The 16,191-nt window shown below is 72.3% G+C and carries 16 protein-coding genes; 6 read left to right on the forward strand and 10 right to left on the reverse strand.

Annotated elements, in window-relative coordinates:
- Positions 1-658 precede the first annotated feature (658 nt).
- Positions 659-1,300 carry a DUF6338 family protein gene (locus tag BMZ92_RS09475; protein WP_143249833.1) on the forward strand — a complete coding sequence of 214 codons (642 nt, stop codon included), beginning with the start codon at positions 659-661 and terminating at the stop codon, positions 1,298-1,300.
- A 53-nt stretch (positions 1,301-1,353) separates the two neighbouring features.
- Positions 1,354-2,676 carry a hypothetical protein gene (locus BMZ92_RS09480; RefSeq protein WP_091505386.1) on the forward strand — a complete coding sequence of 441 codons (1,323 nt, stop codon included), beginning with the start codon at positions 1,354-1,356 and terminating at the stop codon, positions 2,674-2,676.
- On the opposite strand, the gene BMZ92_RS09485 is transcribed toward BMZ92_RS09480, so the two are convergent.
- The 3 genes from BMZ92_RS09485 to BMZ92_RS09495 all read right to left on the reverse strand — a co-directional run bounded on the left by BMZ92_RS09485 (position 2,648) and on the right by BMZ92_RS09495 (position 4,885).
- A complete protein-coding gene (locus tag BMZ92_RS09485) occupies positions 2,648-3,058 on the reverse strand; it encodes a hypothetical protein (protein ID WP_091505387.1) in 411 nt (136 codons plus the stop codon). The two genes, BMZ92_RS09480 and BMZ92_RS09485, sit on opposite strands and share 29 nt — an antisense overlap.
- Complete coding sequence (locus BMZ92_RS09490) at positions 3,058-4,224, reverse strand: molybdopterin-dependent oxidoreductase (protein WP_342743478.1); 1,167 nt, start codon at positions 4,222-4,224, stop codon at positions 3,058-3,060. The genes BMZ92_RS09485 and BMZ92_RS09490 overlap by 1 nt, the downstream gene beginning before the upstream one ends.
- 289 nt (positions 4,225-4,513) lie before the next feature.
- Positions 4,514-4,885 (reverse strand): winged helix-turn-helix transcriptional regulator, encoded by a 372-nt coding sequence (locus BMZ92_RS09495; RefSeq protein ID WP_091505389.1) that lies wholly within the window; start codon positions 4,883-4,885, stop codon positions 4,514-4,516.
- A 77-nt stretch (positions 4,886-4,962) separates the two neighbouring features.
- On the opposite strand from BMZ92_RS09495, the gene BMZ92_RS09500 reads away from it, so the two are divergent.
- Genes BMZ92_RS09500 through BMZ92_RS09515 form a run of 4 tightly spaced genes read left to right on the forward strand, consistent with a single transcriptional unit; the run spans position 4,963 to position 9,281 of the window.
- Entirely contained in the window at positions 4,963-6,750 is a 1,788-nt protein-coding gene (locus tag BMZ92_RS09500; RefSeq protein WP_091505390.1) for an LLM class flavin-dependent oxidoreductase, read from the forward strand.
- Entirely contained in the window at positions 6,747-7,646 is a 900-nt protein-coding gene (locus BMZ92_RS09505) for an LLM class flavin-dependent oxidoreductase (protein WP_091505391.1), read from the forward strand. Before BMZ92_RS09500 ends, BMZ92_RS09505 begins: the two co-directional genes overlap by 4 nt.
- A 22-nt stretch (positions 7,647-7,668) precedes the next feature.
- Positions 7,669-8,325, forward strand: a complete 657-nt coding sequence (gene lexA / locus BMZ92_RS09510) for a transcriptional repressor LexA (protein WP_091505392.1) — start codon at positions 7,669-7,671, stop codon at positions 8,323-8,325.
- A gap of 38 nt (positions 8,326-8,363) precedes the next feature.
- The gene (locus BMZ92_RS09515; protein ID WP_091505393.1) at positions 8,364-9,281 is read left to right on the forward strand and encodes an SIS domain-containing protein; all 918 of its coding nucleotides are present in this window, start codon (positions 8,364-8,366) and stop codon (positions 9,279-9,281) included.
- A 561-nt stretch (positions 9,282-9,842) separates the two neighbouring features.
- Here BMZ92_RS09515 and BMZ92_RS09520 read toward each other — a convergent pair.
- The 7 genes from BMZ92_RS09520 to BMZ92_RS09550 all read right to left on the reverse strand — a co-directional run bounded on the left by BMZ92_RS09520 (position 9,843) and on the right by BMZ92_RS09550 (position 16,177).
- Entirely contained in the window at positions 9,843-10,859 is a 1,017-nt protein-coding gene (locus BMZ92_RS09520; RefSeq protein ID WP_091505394.1) for a zinc-dependent alcohol dehydrogenase family protein, read from the reverse strand.
- Positions 10,860-10,947: 88 nt separating this feature from the next.
- Positions 10,948-11,865 carry an NAD(P)-dependent oxidoreductase gene (locus BMZ92_RS09525; RefSeq protein WP_091505395.1) on the reverse strand — a complete coding sequence of 306 codons (918 nt, stop codon included), beginning with the start codon at positions 11,863-11,865 and terminating at the stop codon, positions 10,948-10,950.
- Positions 11,862-12,800, reverse strand: coding sequence for a shikimate dehydrogenase family protein (locus BMZ92_RS09530; RefSeq protein WP_091505396.1), 939 nt, complete (start codon positions 12,798-12,800; stop codon positions 11,862-11,864). The genes BMZ92_RS09525 and BMZ92_RS09530 overlap by 4 nt, the downstream gene beginning before the upstream one ends.
- Positions 12,797-13,435 (reverse strand): bifunctional 4-hydroxy-2-oxoglutarate aldolase/2-dehydro-3-deoxy-phosphogluconate aldolase, encoded by a 639-nt coding sequence (gene eda, locus BMZ92_RS09535; RefSeq protein ID WP_091505397.1) that lies wholly within the window; start codon positions 13,433-13,435, stop codon positions 12,797-12,799. The genes BMZ92_RS09530 and eda overlap by 4 nt, the downstream gene beginning before the upstream one ends.
- Positions 13,432-14,046: a glucose-6-phosphate isomerase family protein gene (locus tag BMZ92_RS09540; RefSeq protein WP_091505398.1), complete on the reverse strand. Its 615-nt coding sequence runs from the start codon at positions 14,044-14,046 to the stop codon at positions 13,432-13,434. Before BMZ92_RS09540 ends, eda begins: the two co-directional genes overlap by 4 nt.
- 116 nt (positions 14,047-14,162) lie before the next feature.
- Complete coding sequence (locus BMZ92_RS09545) at positions 14,163-15,179, reverse strand: zinc-dependent alcohol dehydrogenase (protein ID WP_091505399.1); 1,017 nt, start codon at positions 15,177-15,179, stop codon at positions 14,163-14,165.
- Positions 15,179-16,177 carry a substrate-binding domain-containing protein gene (locus BMZ92_RS09550; protein WP_091505400.1) on the reverse strand — a complete coding sequence of 333 codons (999 nt, stop codon included), beginning with the start codon at positions 16,175-16,177 and terminating at the stop codon, positions 15,179-15,181. Before BMZ92_RS09550 ends, BMZ92_RS09545 begins: the two co-directional genes overlap by 1 nt.
- Between the last annotated feature and the right edge of the window lie 14 nt (positions 16,178-16,191).

Genomic DNA, 16,191 nt, shown 5'->3' on the forward strand with positions numbered 1-16,191 from the left:
CCAGCGGCGGGTGACAAGGAGCCCGGCCGCGGGCACGGCCGCCAACTGGTGCAGAGGACCGCAGTGGTCGTCCACCGGCGGAGGCCCGGCGCAGCCGCGAGCCTCATGCGAGAGCGCCGAACGCCGGCCGTCAGCGGGTGCTGCGGAAGATGCGCCGCCACCAAGGGGACGTCGGCGCAGGCGAGACCAGGTCGGGCGGAACCGGCCCGGGTGGAACCGACGGAGGCGAGACCGGCCCCGACGAAACCGGCCCGGGTGGAACCGGCCCGGGTGGAACCGACCCAGACGAGAGCGGCTCAGGCGGAACCGGTCCAGACGAGACCGATCCGGACGGAACCGAAGCGGGCGGGGTAGGCCCAGGCGGAACCGACGCAGGCGGAACCGACGTCGGCGGAACCGGCGCGGCCGCCTGATCGGGTGACACAGGGCGCGGCCCCGAGGCGGCCATCGGTGGCGGCGTCTCGTCGTGGATGAACTGGCCGCCGTAGCCGGGCTGGGCCACGGGCGGCGGGGTGTCGTCGTGGATGAACTGGCCGCCCTGGTCTGCGCCGGGGTGCTCGCGGGGACCGGAAGCCTCTGTCACAATTCGCCACCTGAAGTCGCGGTCTACGGCGTCGTCGAGGATACGGCTGCCGCCACGGTTCCGGAAGGTGAGCGCGTGCCCACGACCCTCGTCGGCCTGGTGCTGTTCCTCGTGCTGCTCGTCCCGGGGTTCGCCTACACCCTGCGCCGCGAACGGCTCGCGTCGGCACGCGCGGTTTCGACGTTCCGCGAGACCGTCGAGCTCGCGTTCGTCAGCGTCGTCGCCGATGCGGTCGTGTTGCTGCTGTTCACGCTCGTGCGGGCGATCGTCCCCTCGTGGACCCCCGACGTGCGCCAGTTGCTGCGCGAGCCGGGCCGCTACGCCATCGACAACCTGACCTCAGTAACCCTGTGGGCCCTCGGTCTCCTCGCCGTCGCGGCCGGGCTCGCCGCCGGTGCCGCGAGTCTGCGCCGTCGCCGGGAACACGCCGCCCGCGTTTCGGCGTGGACGATGCTGTTCACCGAACACCCTGGCGCACGCATCCACGTCGGCTGCCGGCTCGACGACGGGAGCTACGTCGCGGGCCGCTTGCGCACGTACAGCCGCTCCGGCGATGACGTCCCCGACCGCGACCTGACGCTCACCGGCCCGATCTCCTACCGCGCGCCGGGCGAAACGACCACCACCGTCCTGCCCGACGTCGGGGCCGCCGCGGTCAGCGCCCGCAACCTCACCCTCCTCACCGTCACCTACGAGGTACCGGTTACGGAATCCTGACGGCACGGCCCGAAAACCCGTCCGCGGCACCGGACCGCACTACGGTTCCCCCGGTGATCGAACGTCTCCAGGGCGTCCGGCGCGACCTGCTCGCCGGAGGCCTCGTCGTGGTGCTGGTGGTACTCGCCGTCGCCGGATGTCTGTGGTGGAACCCGGGCAGGCAACTCGGCCCACGTGCCTTCGCCGGAGCGGGGCCCCGGTTCGGCGAGTGGCCGATCCTGGGCACATTCCTGCCGCACGCGGGACCCGCCACCGCCACGACCGTCCTCATCGGACTCGCGGTCGTCCTCTACGGACCACGGCTGGCCGCACACCTGCCCTGGCGGTACGCGCTCGCCTCCGCTTACGCGGCCGCCGTCGCCTGGACGTGCTCACTCGCCCTGATCGACGGCTGGCAGCTGGGCATCGCCGGGCGCCTGACCACCAGCGCCGAGTACCTGACCGAAGTCCCCGGCATCACCGACATCGGCAGGATGCTGCGCACCTTCAGCAGCCGCATCCTGGACTTCCAGCCGGACTCCTGGACGACGCACGTCTCCGGCCACCCTCCCGCCGCGACGCTCGTCTTCGTTTGGCTGGACCGGATCGGGCTCGGCGGCGGGGCGGCGGCGGGCATCGTGTGCATCCTGGCCGGGGCGTTGACCGCGATCGCCGTGCCCGTGACGATCTCCGCGCTCGGCCGGCGCGACCTCGCTCGCGCGGCGCTGCCGTTCCTCGTGCTGTTCCCCGGAGCGGTCTGGGTCGGGGTGTCGGCGGACGGCCTGTTCGCCGGGGTCACCGCGACCGGCATCGCGCTGCTCGCGCTCGGCGCCACCGGGCGGCTCGCGTGGGCCGCCGCCGCGGGAGTGGTGCTGGGCTTCGGGATCTTCCTGTCGTACGGGCTCGTGCTGATGGGCGCGATCGCGCTCGCCGTCGTGGTGCACACCCGCCGCTGGGCCGCGCTGGCGCTGGCACTGGCCGGGGCGGCCGTCGTTGTGGGGGTGTTCGCGGCGGCGGGGTTCTGGTGGCTCGACGGCTACCACCTCGTCGTCGAGCGCTACCACCAGGGAATCGCGGACCTGCGCCCCTACTCCTACTGGGTGTGGGCCGATCTGGCGTGCCTGGCGCTGGCGACCGGCCCCGTGCTCGGACCCGGTCTGCGGCGCGCGGCGTGGCGCACCGGGCTCGGCGCGGTGGTCGCGGGAGCCGTGGTGGCGGTGGCCGCGTCCGACCTTTCCGGACTGTCCAAAGCGGAGGTCGAGCGCATCTGGCTGCCGTTCGCCGTGTGGCTGGTGGCCGCGGCCGCGTTCCTGCCCCAGCGTTCCCACCGCTGGTGGCTCGCCGCGCAGGCGGCCACGGCGCTGGCCGTCAACAGCCTCGTCGTGACGAACTGGTGAGCAGCCTGACCAGGTAGGACAGCCCCGACACAGCGAACATCGCGGCGACGAGCCAGAGCCAGCGCCCGAGGTAGGGCTGCTGGCTCAGCGACGTCGCGGCGAGGTGCGTGGCGCCGCCCTGCCGGATGATGCCCGGCAGGAACAGCAGGAACGTCAGGCCCGCGCCCAGCAGCGGCAGCCGGACGTGGTTGACCACGCGAACGGGCAGGCGGGTCAGCGCCCGGTCCGCCAGTGCGCCGAGCGGGAACAGCACCAGGTCGTGGACGACCGCCGCCCCGGCGAACCACAGCAGCACGGTCAGCCCCACCGGATCGCCCCACAGGAACGAGGCGGCGTAACCGGCGAGGGCGAAACAGGCCAGCAGCAAGGGAGTCCGCTTCATCAGGCGCTCCGGAAGTCGAGTGCGCGAACCCATTTCGTGCAGTGCACCCCCGGCAGGGCGGGCACGATGATCCGCGCCGGGAAGCCGTGGTCGAGGCTGAGGTCGGCGCCGTTGACGCGCAACGCCAGCAGCGCGTCGGGATCGGTCGTCTGCCCGTGGTTCAGCGTCGCCTGGGCGAAAGGTCCCTGTTCCAGCGAGGAGACGAACGCGGACGCGGGTTCCGGCACGCCCGCCAGCGCCGCGAGGTCACGCAGCCGGACGCCGGTCCAGGTCTGGACGGTCGACCAGCCTTCCACGCAGGCGATCGGCAGCCGGGCCATGTGCTGCGGGAGGGCCAGCAGCTCGTCTCGAGTGAAGGTGCGCCCGGTGACGCCGGTGACCGTCAGCCGCCAGTCCTCGCGGACCACGACGCCCGCCGCCGCAGCTGTCTTGTTGATCGGGTACCGGTTCGCCCCCTCCCCCGGTTCGGTGCCACGCGGCAGCAGGAACGCCAGGTCCCGCAGCGGGCCGCCGACCGTCTGCCCCGCGGTGAGCAGCCCGACGAGCAGCGCGCCGCCGCCGACTGTGCCCAGCAGCCCGCGCCTGCTCATCGTCAGCGGGGCGGGCTCCTTCGCGCGCGGGATGGCCGGTGCGCGACGACGCAGCGAGCGGATCATCGTGGGCAGTTTGAGCGCGACGTGCGTGACGAAGGAGGCGATGAACACCCACGCGCCGAAGTAGTGCCCGGTGTAGAAGCTGAACCCGAAGACGTAGTCGTACTGGATGTTCAGCACGCCCGTGACGATCTCGAACAGGACGCTGCCGACGAGCAGCAGCAACGACAGCCGTTCGAGCGCGTGCGCCACCGAACGGACCGGCGGCCAGGCGAACAGCTTCGGGATGACCGACCACAGCTTCGCCAGCACGACCGGGACCAGCACCAGCCCGAGGCCCACGTGCAGGCCCTGCGTCAGCCGGAACAGCCAGGACGGCCGGGTCGGCCAGTCGAACAACGGCAGGTGCAGCCAGCCGACGTCAGCGGGGAGGTGCTGCCCCGGCCCGTACGCGACGAAATCGAGCAAGCCGGTCAGGACGACCAGCGGCAGGCAGGCGAGCAGGACCGCGCCGAACACCGAGGTGAGCCACGGGCCGCGCAGCGGACTGCGGAACCGGAACAGGTTCTTCACGCGGCCGATGCTAGGGACGGCCACGCCACGGGGGCAGCGATCGTGGGCGGCGGTGAGGAACTCGTAAGACCTGGTGATCCACAAAGGACTCCCGGGACGGGAGGTTTACCGGCCGTGGTCCGCGGGAAGGCGCAACCACCGGCTGGAAGGAGTGAGCACGATGGTTCAGCCAGTACCACCGGGCCCGGATCCGGTGCCGAGGCCCGTCCCGGACCCCGGGCCGCCGCCTCCGGACCCGATCCCGCCCGGCCCGCCGATCCCGCCGGAACCGGACCCGCCCACCGCCTAGCTACGCGTGGCCCGGGGTTCGGCGGGCGCGGTCCTCCTCGCTCCAGCGCACCAGCGGCTGCAGCGCGCTCATCAGGCTCCGGGCCCGCTCGGTCGGGTGGTACGTCACGAGCACCGGCGTGGTGGGCACGACGACGCGCTCGATCAGCTCCTCGGCCTCCAGCTCCCGCAGGCGCTGGGCGAGCAGCCGGTCGGAGATGCCGGCCACCATCGCGCGGTACTCCACGAACCGCTGCGCGCCTCGCACGCCCGCCAGCAGGATCCCGCCCGTCCACTTCCGGCCGACCAGCTCCACCGCGTCCTGGAAGCCCCGGCACCGCTCGTCGTCGATGTGCTCGAACGCCGGGACCAGGGCCCTGTTCGCTCCGCTCATGCTCCCAGTGTACTTACAAAAGGTAAGTCGCTCACCAGGTGTTTGCCGCTGGGCGGGCCGATGGGAATCCTGGAGCCATGCACACCTCCGGCAGCCGCGTCGAGTTCGGCGTGGTCCTCACCTCCGTGACCCTCGCGAAGCTCGCCGAGGACCTCGGGTACGACCTCGTCGTCGTCCCGGACCGCGAAGGCGAACTCGACGCGTGGACCCTGCTGTCCTGGATCGCCGCCACCACGGGACGCATCGGGCTCGCCGCGGAAGTGAGCGGGCCACCGCACCTCCCCGCGATGCTCGCCCGCGCCGCGACCAGCCTCGACCAGCTGTCCGGCGGCCGTGTCCGGCAGGACCTGCCGTCCAGGCTGGTCGTACCGGCCGAGGCGTCCCCCGAGGACCTGCTCCCGCTGATCACCGAGCACGAAGCCCGCACGATCCTGCTCACGTCTGCGGATCCGGACACCCTGAAGCGGTTCGCCGAGGTGATTCCGGCGCTGCGCAAGGCGGTCCCCCGCAGCGCGGCCGCGCTGGCGCTCCGGCGCCCGGGGATCGACTATGACCACGTGCCCTCCTCGATCGCCGAGGTGGTCGAGCCGGGTGACCCCGCCTACCGCCGCTTCCGGTCCGGCTACCTGCGAGGCGGTTCGCCCGGGATCGTGCTGCGGGCGGCCGACGCCACGCAGGTGTCCGACGCGCTGGCCTTCGCCCGGCGGCACCCGCACCTGCCGCTGTCGATCCGCAGTGCGGGGCACGGCATCAGCGGCCGGTCCACCAACGACGGCGGCATCGTCCTCGACGTCTCGTCGATCAACGGCATCGAAGTGGTCGACAAAGCCATCCGCCGGGTGCGGATCGGGCCCGGGGCGCGCTGGATGGACGTCGCCGCCGCGCTCGAACCGCACGGCTGGGCGCTCAGCTCCGGCGACTACGGCGGTGTCGGGGTCGGCGGCCTGGCCACGGCGGGCGGGATCGGCTTCCTCTCCCGCGCCCACGGCCTGACCATCGACCACCTGCGTGAGGTCGAGATGGTGCTCGCCGACGGTTCGGTCGTGCGGGCGAGCGAGACGGAGAACCCGGACCTGTTCTGGGCTGTGCGGGGCGCGGGCGCCAACTTCGGGGTCGTGACGTCGTTCGAGTTCGAGGCCGACGAGGTCGGGCAGGTCGGCTTCGCGGTGCTCGTGTCCGACGCGAGCGATCCGGCGGATTTCCTGCTGCGGTGGGGCCGGGTCGTCGAGAAGTCACCACGGGACCTGACGAGCTTCCTCATCCTTCCGCCACCCCGGCGGGGGCAGCCCCCGGTCGCGCAGACGATCTCGGTGGTCGCCTCGGACGAACCGGACACGGTGCTGGAGCGGCTCCAGCCGATCGCCGACATCGCGCCGCTGTACGGGCAGCAGGCCCAGATCGTGCCGTACGCGGCGGTGATGGCGAACGCGAGCGACGACCCGCACCAGGCCGCCGGCGAACCGGTCTCGCGCAGCGGGCTGCTCGACCACGTGACGCCTGAGTTCGCCGCGACCGCCGCGCAGGTGCTCCGCTCCGGCGGGCTGCACTGGTTCCAGCTGCGGGCCGTGGGCGGCGCCGTGTCCGATGTGGACTCCGACGCCACCGCCTACGCCCACCGGTCCGCGAACTTCAGCGTCGTGGGCATGGGTTTGCGCGACGACGCGGTGGACGCGGCGTGGGGGCGGTTGCGGCCGTTCTTCACCGGGCGCTACCTCAGCTTCGACAGCAGCACCGACCCCGGCCGGATCGCGGACGCCTTCCCGCCGCGCACGCTCGCCCGGCTGCGCGACCTCAAGGCGAAGTACGACCCCGACAACGTCTTCCGCGACAACTTCAACGTGACCCCCGCACAGGAGCAGCGATGACCGACTACGGACAGGAACTCACCTTCGGCGCCTTCGTGACCCCGGCGGCACGGCCGCCGCTGCGGGCCGTCGAGCTGGCGGTGCACGCCGAGGACGCCGGGCTCGACCTGGTGACCTTCCAGGACCACCCGTACCAGCCGTCCTTCCACGACACGTGGACGCTGCTGTCCTTCGTGGCGGCCAGGACGCGGCGGATCCGGCTGTCCGGCAACGTGCTGAACCTGCCGCTGCGCCCGCCCGCCGTGCTGGCGCGCGCGGCGGCGAGCCTCGACCGGCTCTCCGGCGGCAGGCTCGAGCTCGGCCTCGGCGCGGGCGGGTTCTGGGACGCGATCGAGGCGATGGGCGGGCGGCGGCTGACGCCGGGGCAGTCGATCCAGGCGGTGGAGGAGGCGATCGCGATCATCCGGGGCGTCTGGGCGGTGGACGAACCGGGCGGCGTGCGCGTCGACGGCGAGTTCCACCACGCACAAGGCGCCAAGCGCGGGCCCGCACCCGCGCATCCGATCGGGATCTGGATCGGGGCGTACAAGCCCCGGCTGCTGCGGCTCGCCGGCCGGCTCGGCGACGGGTGGCTGCCGTCCCTGTCGTACCTCCCGGACGGGCCGGAGTCGCTGGCGGAGCTGAACAAGTACATCGACGAGGGTGCCGAAGCCGCAGGACGTGCGCCCGCGGAGATCACCCGGTTCCTCAACATCGCGGGGCAGTTCACCCCGAACGGTGGCAGGCTGCTCGTCGGGCCGCCGGAGCAGTGGGCCGAGGAGCTGGCGGACCTCGCGTTGTCCTACGGCACGTCCGGCTTCATCCTCGCGACCGACGACCCGGACACGATGTCGCGCTTCGCCCAGGAGGTGGCGCCGCGGGTGCGGGAACTCGTGGCGGTCGAACGCGCCGGGTAGCGGAGGCTCTACGATCCGTCGGGTGACCACCTACGACGACCTCGCCGAGTTCCTGGACGCCTCCAGCCTGCCGCCGCGGCAGCAGCGGATCCTCGCGACGATCCGGGACTGGGTGGTGCGGTACGGCTACCCGCCGAGCACGAGGGAGCTCGGGGACGCGGTCGGCCTGCGGTCCACCTCCTCGGTGTCGAAGCACCTGGCGAGCCTGGAGGAAAAGGGTTTCCTGCGGCGGAGCAGCAGCATGGCGCGGCCGATCGACGTGCGGATGTTCCTGGGGGAACCGGGACAGCGGTCGTCCGATGTGGACTCCGTGCCGGTGCCGGTCGTCGGCGACATCGCCGCGGGTGTCCCGATCACGGCGGAGGAGCACGTCGACGACGTCCTGTCGCTGCCGAGGGAGCTGACCGGCCGCGGCACGGTGTTCGCGCTGCGCGTGCGTGGTGACTCGATGGTGGACGCCGCGATCTGCGACGGCGACATCGTGGTGGTGCGGCGGCAGTCCGAGGCCCACTCGGGGCAGATCGTCGCCGCGATGATCGACGAGGAGGCCACGGTGAAGGTGTACCGGCGCCGCAACGGGCACGTCTACCTCGAACCGCGGAACCCGGCCTACGAGGTCATCGACGGTGACCGGGCCGTCGTGCTGGGTACCGTCGTGTCGGTGCTGCGCAGCGTCTGATTCCGGTAGTCTCACTACATCCGCTCGACGAGCGGGGGATGGGGCGGAAGGTGAACCAGCCGGACGAGGGGCCGCAGGACAGCAGGGTGCCGCTGCTGGAGGCGATCGCGACGCGCATGGGTGAGTTGCGCCGCAGCGAGCGCAAGGTCGCGGAGGCGGTGCTCGCCTCCCCCGGCGACGTGGTGCACCTGAGCATGGCGGCGCTGGCGGAGCGCGCGGGGGTCAGCGAGCCGACGGTGATGCGGTTCTGCACGGCGATGGGGGCGCGGGGGTTCCAGGCGTTCAAGCTGGAACTGGCGCAGACCGTCGCGCTCGGCCTGCCGGCGACGCACAGCGCGATCGAGCCGGGTGAGTCCGTGCCCACCCTCATCGGCAAGGTGTTCGACCAGTCGATCAGCAGCCTCGACCGGGCGCGGCGGGCGCTGGAGACCGAGCGCATCGAGGAGGCGGTGGAGCTGCTGGCGGGCGCGGGCGAGATCGTGTTCGCCGGGTTCGGCGCGTCGTCGATCGTCGCCCAGGACGCGCAGCAGAAGTTCCCGCTGTTCGGCGTGCCGTGCAGCGCGCCCGTCGATGCGCACCAGCAGTTCATCGCCGCGTCGATGGCGGGGCCGGGGACGGTGTTCGTGGCGCTGTCCAACACCGGGCGGACGCAGAGCGTGCTCGACGTGGCGGCGGTGGCGCAGGAGCAGGGGGCGCGCGTCATCGGGATCACCGGTGAGCAGAGCCCGCTCGCGGAGCTGGCGGACGTGCCGCTGGTGGTGAAAACCTTCGAGGACACGGATTTTTACACGCCGACGCTGAGCCGCCTCGCCGCACTGGTGGTGATCGACGTGCTCGCGACGGGCGTGGCGCTGCGCCGCCCGCCGGAGCACCTGGCGCGCCTGCAGCGGATGAAGGAGGAGCTGACGGCGATGCGCACGGGGGCACGGAAGGCGGTTTCGCCCCGGGTGGAGTGAGGTTGGGGCAGTCGCGGCTGGTTGGGGGCGGTCGGGGCTCAGCGGGGAAGCGCTTTCCGCGCGGCGGGAAAGCCCTTTCTCAGATGGCGAGCAGTTGGGCGTGGGCCGGGGAAGCGCTTTCCGAGTCGGGAAAGCGTTTTCTGACACGGGGAGGCGCTTTCTGAGGCGAGGAGCCGCTTTCCGCGACGCGAAGCAGTTGGGCGCGGGCGAAAAGGCGCTTTCTGAGGCGAGAGCGGCTGATTGGGGGCGAGGAAGCGCTTTCCGGCGACGTGCGGCCGGGAGCGGCCAGAGGATTGGTCGAGAAAGCGCTTTCGCTATCAGGCGTGCCTGGAGCGGGGCGGGGAAGCGCTTTCCTCACGGCCAGCCGCTTGGGGAAGCGCTTTCTGCGGTGCGGCGGGGCGAACACTGCGAGGCGAGGAGAATGCTCCAGGCCGGAGCTCGCCCCACCCGCACAAACCCCACCTCAGCACAAACCTCACCCCCGCCCAAACCCACGCCCGCACAAGCCCACCCCCGCACAAACCCACCCCCGCACGAACCACACCTCGCCCCGACCCACCGTTACGGCACCAGCACGGCCTTCAAACAACCACTTTCCCCCGCCGCCGCAAGCGCTTGCGGGTATTCGTCCAAGGCGAAGCGGTGCGTGATCAGGCCATCGGTGCGTACGCGGCCCGTGCGCAGCAGGCGCAGTGCCGGCTCGATTCCGTGCAGTTGCGCGAACGAACCGAGGATCGTCAGCTCGCGGCGGAACACCTCGTACGCCGGCACCGGCCAGCGTGCCGACTCGGGCGCCATGCCGTACACGACAATGGTGCCGCCGTCGCGTGCCAAGCCGAAAGCCGAGGCCAGCACGGAAACCGCGCCGGTCGCGTCGATCACCACGTCGAAGCCGTCCGGTGCCAGCGAACGCAACGCCGCAATGCCCGATGACGGATCGGCACGGTCCAGGCGCATCGTGTGGTCCACGCCGAACTCCGCCGCCTTCGCCAGTTTCGACGGGGTTGGCGCCGCCACGGTGACGCGGCCCGCGCCCGAGTGCGCGGCCAGCTGCGCCAGCAGCAACCCCGTCGGGCCCGCACCGAAGATCACCACGTCCGACGCCGGGGAAAGCGCTATCCGGTCCAGCCCCCGCACGACACACGCGAGCGGCTCCGCGAACACGGCCACTTCCACCGGCAGGTCGTCGGCGGCGAAGCAGTTCGCCTCCCGCGCCGTCAGGTACTCGGCGAACCCGCCCGGCTCCGTCACGCCCTGCGCCCGCAGGTTCGCGCAGAAGTGTCCCATCCCCCGCCGGCACGGGGCACAGTCCCCGCACCGGGAAGTGTTGTCCAGCACCACCCGCTGCCCCGGCCGCAACCCGGTCACGGCCTCACCGGTGCGCACCACCTCGCCGACGATCTCGTGCCCGGGTGTCAGCGGATAGCGAGGCCCGAACTCACCCTCGTGCAGGTGCAGATCGGTACCGCACAACCCGGCCATCAGGACCCGCAGCAACACCTCGTCCGGCCCCGGTTCCGGGTCCGGCACACTCGTGACCCGGTACGACCGCGGCGCGTCATACACCACCGCCTTCACACGGCACCTCCCAGAACAGCCAGCAGATCCGTCGCGCACCGCACACTCGTGACCCCGCACGACCACGGCGCGTCATACACCACCGCCTTCACGCCACACCTCCCAGCACAGCCAGCAAATTCGCCACCGCAGCCGCCGTCGCGCGGCGGATGCTGGCGTCCGTGTAGCCTCCGATGTGGGGCGTCGCGAGGACCCTTTCGTGTCGCAGCAACGGGGTCAGCTCGGGCGGCTCGGTGTCGAAAGCATCCACGGCGTACGCGCTCAGCCGCTCCCCCTCCAACGCGGCATGCACCGCATCGTCGTCCACCAAGACCGACCGGGCCGTGTTGACCAGCACCGCGCCGCGTGGCGCCAGGTCCAGCAGATCCGCTGTCACCAAAGGCTTTCCGTCGGACGGCGGCGGGCAGTGCAGCGTGACGACATCGCTGCGACCGAAGAGCTCGTCCAGCGAAACAGCGTCCGAAGTGGACACGAACGGATCGTACCCGAGCACGCGCGCGCCGAGTGCGCGGAACGCCGACGCCACGCGCCGCCCGATCTCCCCCAGCCCCACGACGCCCACCGTCACGTCGGCGAGTTCCCTGCCCTGCCTACGACTCCAGCCCCCGGCCCGCACCGACGCCGCCGACCACGGCACGTCCCGCAGCGCGCACAGCGTGAGCGCGAGCGTCAGCTCGGCCACCCCCTGCGCGTTCGCCCCGGCGGCACGCTCGACGCGCACCCCTCGCGCACGAGCCGCGTCCAGATCGATCGCGTCCGTGCCCGCGCCGTTGCGGCTGATCACCTTCAGCTCCGGCGCCGCGGCCAGCACCCGGTCGGTGATGCGTTCGACCCCGGCGAGCCAGCCGTCGCAGCCGGGCACGAGGCCCAGCAGGTCCTCCTCCGCGGGCAGCCGCCCCGCCGGACCGGGCACCAGCTCGTACCCGGCCTCGGTCAGCGGCGCCAGCTCCGGCACGCCGTCGAGCCCCGCCTTCGTCAGCGACCGGGGCGTCACGAGGATCTTCATCGCCGCGCCCCCGACGCCAGCTCGCTCAACGCCTCGAACTCCTGCCCCTCCGTGGCGATGCCGATGCCGAACACCTCGGCGATCACCTGCGTCCAGCCGTGCAGGAAGTACACCCAGCCGTCGTGCACGCGCACGTGCCCCGCCGCCCGCGCCTGGTCCAGGAACACCAGTTCGCCGCGGTAGTTGAGGTCCCACGCGACCGCGTCCGCGGGGAAGACCGCCTTGCCGGTCAACGGCGAACCCGGCGCGTCCTTGCCCAGACCGGTCGCGTTGACGACGAACGAACCGGGCGCGAGGTCCGCCAGCACGCGGTCGTTGTCGCTGGGCGCGGGCACGATGACGGTCTCGATCTCCAGGTCCGTTCCCGCGTCCGCGTGCACGCGCAGGAGCGCTTCGAGCCGCGCGGGGTCGCGGTCGGACACCACGATGCGGCGCGGCCGGTCCTTGCCCGGCCTGCTGAGGTACCACGTGATCGCGATCGCCGAACCGCCCGCGCCCATCACGAACGCGTCCGCCCCCGTGTTCTCCCAGTACCCGGCGGGCAGGATCGCGTCGACCGCGAGCCCCGAGGAGATGGGGTCCTTGGCGTGCGCCACCACCCCGCCGTCCGGTTTGGACAGACAGCTGGTCTCGTGCATCAGCTCCGCCAGCGGGTCCACGCGGGTGAACAGGTCGCCGCACGCGGCGAACAGGTCGAGTTTGTGCGTGGTGACCAGCGCGCCGCGGCCCAGTTCGTCGGCGGCGAGGAACTCCACGACCCGGCGGTAGTCCGCGGCGGGCGCGTGCACCGGCAGGTCGATCCCCTCCAGCACCGCGTCGAGCCCGAGGTGCTCGGCCCAGCGCGGGAACACCGTGCGGATCGAGGAGCTTTTCGTGGTGACGCCGATAAAGTACAGCGTGGGGCGCTGCGCCGGCTCCGGCAGTTCGACGGTCATGACGCGGCCTCCACCAGTTTCACCGCCGTGCGGGCCCGCGCGGCGATCTCGTCCCACTTCCCCGCGCTGATGTCCGCGCGCGGCGCCACCCACGTCCCGCCCACGGCGAGCACCGCGGGCAGGGCCAGGTACTCGGCGAGGTTGTCCGGGGAGACACCGCCGGTGGGCACGAACCGCACGCCCGCGGCGGCGAACGGCCCGGCGAGCGACCGGAGCGTGCCCAGCCCGCCGTAGGCCGCGGCGGGGAAGAACTTCACCACGTCGTAGCCCGCGGCGAGGCAGTCCATGATCTCCGCGGGAGTCACTGCACCGGGGACGAACGGCAGGCCCGCCTCGCGCGCCGCCGCGAGGACGCCGCCTCCGCAGCCCGGTGAAACTCCGAAGCGCGCCCCGGCTTCCGCGGCGTCGGCGACGTTCGCGGGGGTGAGCAGCGTGCCCGCTCCCACCAGCAGTTCCGGCACCTCGGCGGCCACCCGCTCGATCGCGGCCCGCGCCGCGCTCGTCCGGTAGGTCACCTCCATGACGGGCAGCCCGCCCGCGACGAGCGCGCGGGCGAGCGGCACGGCCGCATCGGCGTCCTCGATCTCCACGACGGGCACCACGCGCAGCGCGCCCAGGTCCGCGAGGACGCTCACGCGACCACCTCCACCGGGTAGCCGCGGTGATCCGGGTTGGGCCGCAACGTCCAGCCGTCCCCGTCGGCCACGACGAGCGACTTCATCCCGCCGGCCCGTTCGATGAGGCCGTAGTCCTGACCGGCGTCGGTGTTGTAGCAGAACAACGTCACGAGCGGTTCGTCACCGGTGTTGACGCTGCGGTGCACCCAGTGCCCCGGCACGTGCACGGCCCGGCCGGGCGCCAGCTCGTAGGCTTCGCTGCGCCCGTCGAGGGTTTCCAGCAGCAGCAACCCGTGCCCGCTCAGGCAGTGGTACAGCTCGGCCCGGTCGGGCACGGCGTGCAGGTGTCCGCGGGTGACCGCGAACTCCTCGCCCACCCGTCCGGGCAGCAGTGTCGACGTGCCGATCGTCAGCGCGCCGGGTCCTTCGGCGCACCGGTGCTCCTCCACGCGGTACACGACGTGGTCTCCGCCCAGCTCGGCGAGCAGCGCCTCGTACGCGGCCTGGTCCCGGTAGACGCCGCCCATGTCGCCGAGCCGCTTCTCGTACCCGGACGTGCGCCCCGCGAGCGAGCCGCCGACTCCCACGACGAGCGCGCCCGGTTCGGGGACCGAACGGGGTTCCGTCATCACAACACCTTTCTTGTAGTTCTGCTACACGACGCTGGGCACACGTGTCCCCTCCGCCGGTTTCCGAGCGCGCCGAAGCAGAGGAAGCTCCACTCGGCGGGGTGGCGGTAGTGCCGCTACACCGCGGCGGGCCCGGACACCTGGACCAGGACCTTCACCTGCTCCGGATCACGGGCCGCGGCGAACGCCTCCGCGGCCCGCTCCAGCGGGAAGATCCCGCTCACCAGCTCGTCGGCGGGCACCGTGCGCACCAGGCGCAGTGCCTCCTCGACGTCCTCACGGACGTACATGAGGCTGCCCAGCACCGTGATCTCCCTGTCCTGCACCAGGTGCAGCGGCACGGTGACCGGCCCCGCGGGCACGCCGACGACGACGTACGTGCCGCCCTTGACCAGCAGCCCGATCCCCTGCCGCGCGGTGGCTTCGACCGCGACGCAGTCGAAGACCACGTCGACGTCCCCGGAAAGCGCTTCCTCCGGTGCCACCGCGGTATCCGCGCCCAGCCGCAGCGCCCGCTCCCGCTTGGCGGGCATCGGATCGGTCACCGCGATCTCCGCCGCCCCGGCCGCCCGCGCGGCGGCCACCACCAGCAGGCCGATCGGCCCGGCGCCGAGCACGACGACCCGGCTGCCCCCGCCCACGCCCGCCCGGCGCACCGCGTGCACCGGGGTGGCGAGCGGTTCGACGAGCGCGGCGGCCAGGTCCGGCACGTCGGCGGGCAGCACGTGCAGCCGGTCAGCGGCCACCGTGAAGTACTCGCCCATCGCGCCGTCCGTCTGGCAGCCGAAGACCGCCAGCTCGGCGCAGATGTTGTAGCGGCCCTCCACACAGCGGCGGCACCGGCCGCACGCGAGCCCGGGTTCGAGCACGACCCGGTCACCGGGCCGCAGCCCGGTCACGTCCGGTCCGGTCTCCCCGACGACACCGACGGCCTCGTGCCCCGGCGCGTACGGCAGGTCGATGAACGGGTGCTCCCCCGCCACCGCGTGCGTGTCACTGCCGCAGATCCCCACGAACACCGGCCGGACCAGGACCTCGCCGGGCCCGGGCACCGGGCGGGGCACCCGTTCCAGCGCCACGGTGCCGCCCGGGTGCACGCGCACCCGGGCCACCGCGCCCGGATCGTCCGGCATCAGAAGATGCTCTTCGGGTCGTAGAACTGGGACACGTTCTCGCAGTTGATGCCCTCGGCGCGGGTGTTCTGCGTCTTGGGCAGCGTCTTCGGGTCCACCGAGCCGGTCGCGATGCCGATGGCGGCGTCGAACGCGGCGTCCGCGGCCAGGTTCGGCGAGTTCAGGCCCGTCGAGACGTACTGGCTGTCACAGCCCTTGGCGATCTCGGCGAGCGCCTCCTTCTGACCGTCCGCCGACGCGGCGACGAGCACCTTGGTGTTGCCCTGGTTGCGCAGCACCTGCAGGGCACCCAGCGCCATCGAGTCGTTGAGCGCCAGCATCAGGCCGATGCCGGGGTTCGCGGCGAGCATCGACTCGGTCGCGGGCACGGCCTGTTCCTGGGTGTAGGTGCCGCTGGCGGACGCGACGACCTGCGCCGTGACGCCGCCCTGCTGCAGCCCCTCCAGGAAGCCGCTCTGCCGCGCCGGGCCGACGATCTCGTCGTTCGGGCCGCCGTTGAGCACGCCGACCTGGATGGTCTTGCCGCTGCCGATGCGCTTCGCGGTGAGCAGCCCGGACAGGCGGCCGATCTCGTGGTTGTCCGACTGGATCGACGTGACACCGACGTCCGGAATGCCGGTGTCGACGAACAGCAGCGGCACCTGGCCGGCGACCTGGGTCAGTTGCGCCCGCTCGGTCTCCGGGCTGATGGCGTCGACCACGATGACGTCCGCGCCCTGCGACAGCATCGTCTGGACCTGGTTGATCTGCGTGACGGGGTCGCCGTTGGCGTTCTGGAACAGCAGCTTGAAGCCCTTGTCCTTGGACTTCTGCTCGGCCACCGACTGCATCGCCACGTAGTACGGCGCGTCCATCTGGCGCGCGGCGAAGCCGATCGTGACCTCGTTGGCGGGCTTGGGGGCGGCCGCCGAACCGCCGCTGGAGCCGACGGTGCCGCAGGCGGCGAGCGTCAGCGTCGCACCGGCGACGAGTGCGGCGAGCACACGGGTTTTGCGCATGACGAGAACTCCAT

Source organism: Amycolatopsis sacchari (assembly GCF_900114035.1).
GTDB lineage: Bacteria > Actinomycetota > Actinomycetes > Mycobacteriales > Pseudonocardiaceae > Amycolatopsis_E > Amycolatopsis_E sacchari.

Coding starts and splice junctions, on each gene's coding strand:
- BMZ92_RS09505 (WP_091505391.1), top strand. CDS start 6,747: ATGACCGACTACGGACAGGAACTCACCTTCGGCGCCTTCGTGACCCCG.
- BMZ92_RS09530 (WP_091505396.1), bottom strand. CDS start 12,800: ATGACCGTCGAACTGCCGGAGCCGGCGCAGCGCCCCACGCTGTACTTT.
- BMZ92_RS09495 (WP_091505389.1), bottom strand. CDS start 4,885: ATGAGCGGAGCGAACAGGGCCCTGGTCCCGGCGTTCGAGCACATCGAC.
- BMZ92_RS09500 (WP_091505390.1), top strand. CDS start 4,963: ATGCACACCTCCGGCAGCCGCGTCGAGTTCGGCGTGGTCCTCACCTCC.
- BMZ92_RS09485 (WP_091505387.1), bottom strand. CDS start 3,058: ATGAAGCGGACTCCCTTGCTGCTGGCCTGTTTCGCCCTCGCCGGTTAC.
- BMZ92_RS09545 (WP_091505399.1), bottom strand. CDS start 15,179: ATGCCGGACGATCCGGGCGCGGTGGCCCGGGTGCGCGTGCACCCGGGC.
- BMZ92_RS09550 (WP_091505400.1), bottom strand. CDS start 16,177: ATGCGCAAAACCCGTGTGCTCGCCGCACTCGTCGCCGGTGCGACGCTG.
- BMZ92_RS09515 (WP_091505393.1), top strand. CDS start 8,364: ATGGGGCGGAAGGTGAACCAGCCGGACGAGGGGCCGCAGGACAGCAGG.
- BMZ92_RS09540 (WP_091505398.1), bottom strand. CDS start 14,046: ATGACGGAACCCCGTTCGGTCCCCGAACCGGGCGCGCTCGTCGTGGGA.
- BMZ92_RS09525 (WP_091505395.1), bottom strand. CDS start 11,865: ATGAAGATCCTCGTGACGCCCCGGTCGCTGACGAAGGCGGGGCTCGAC.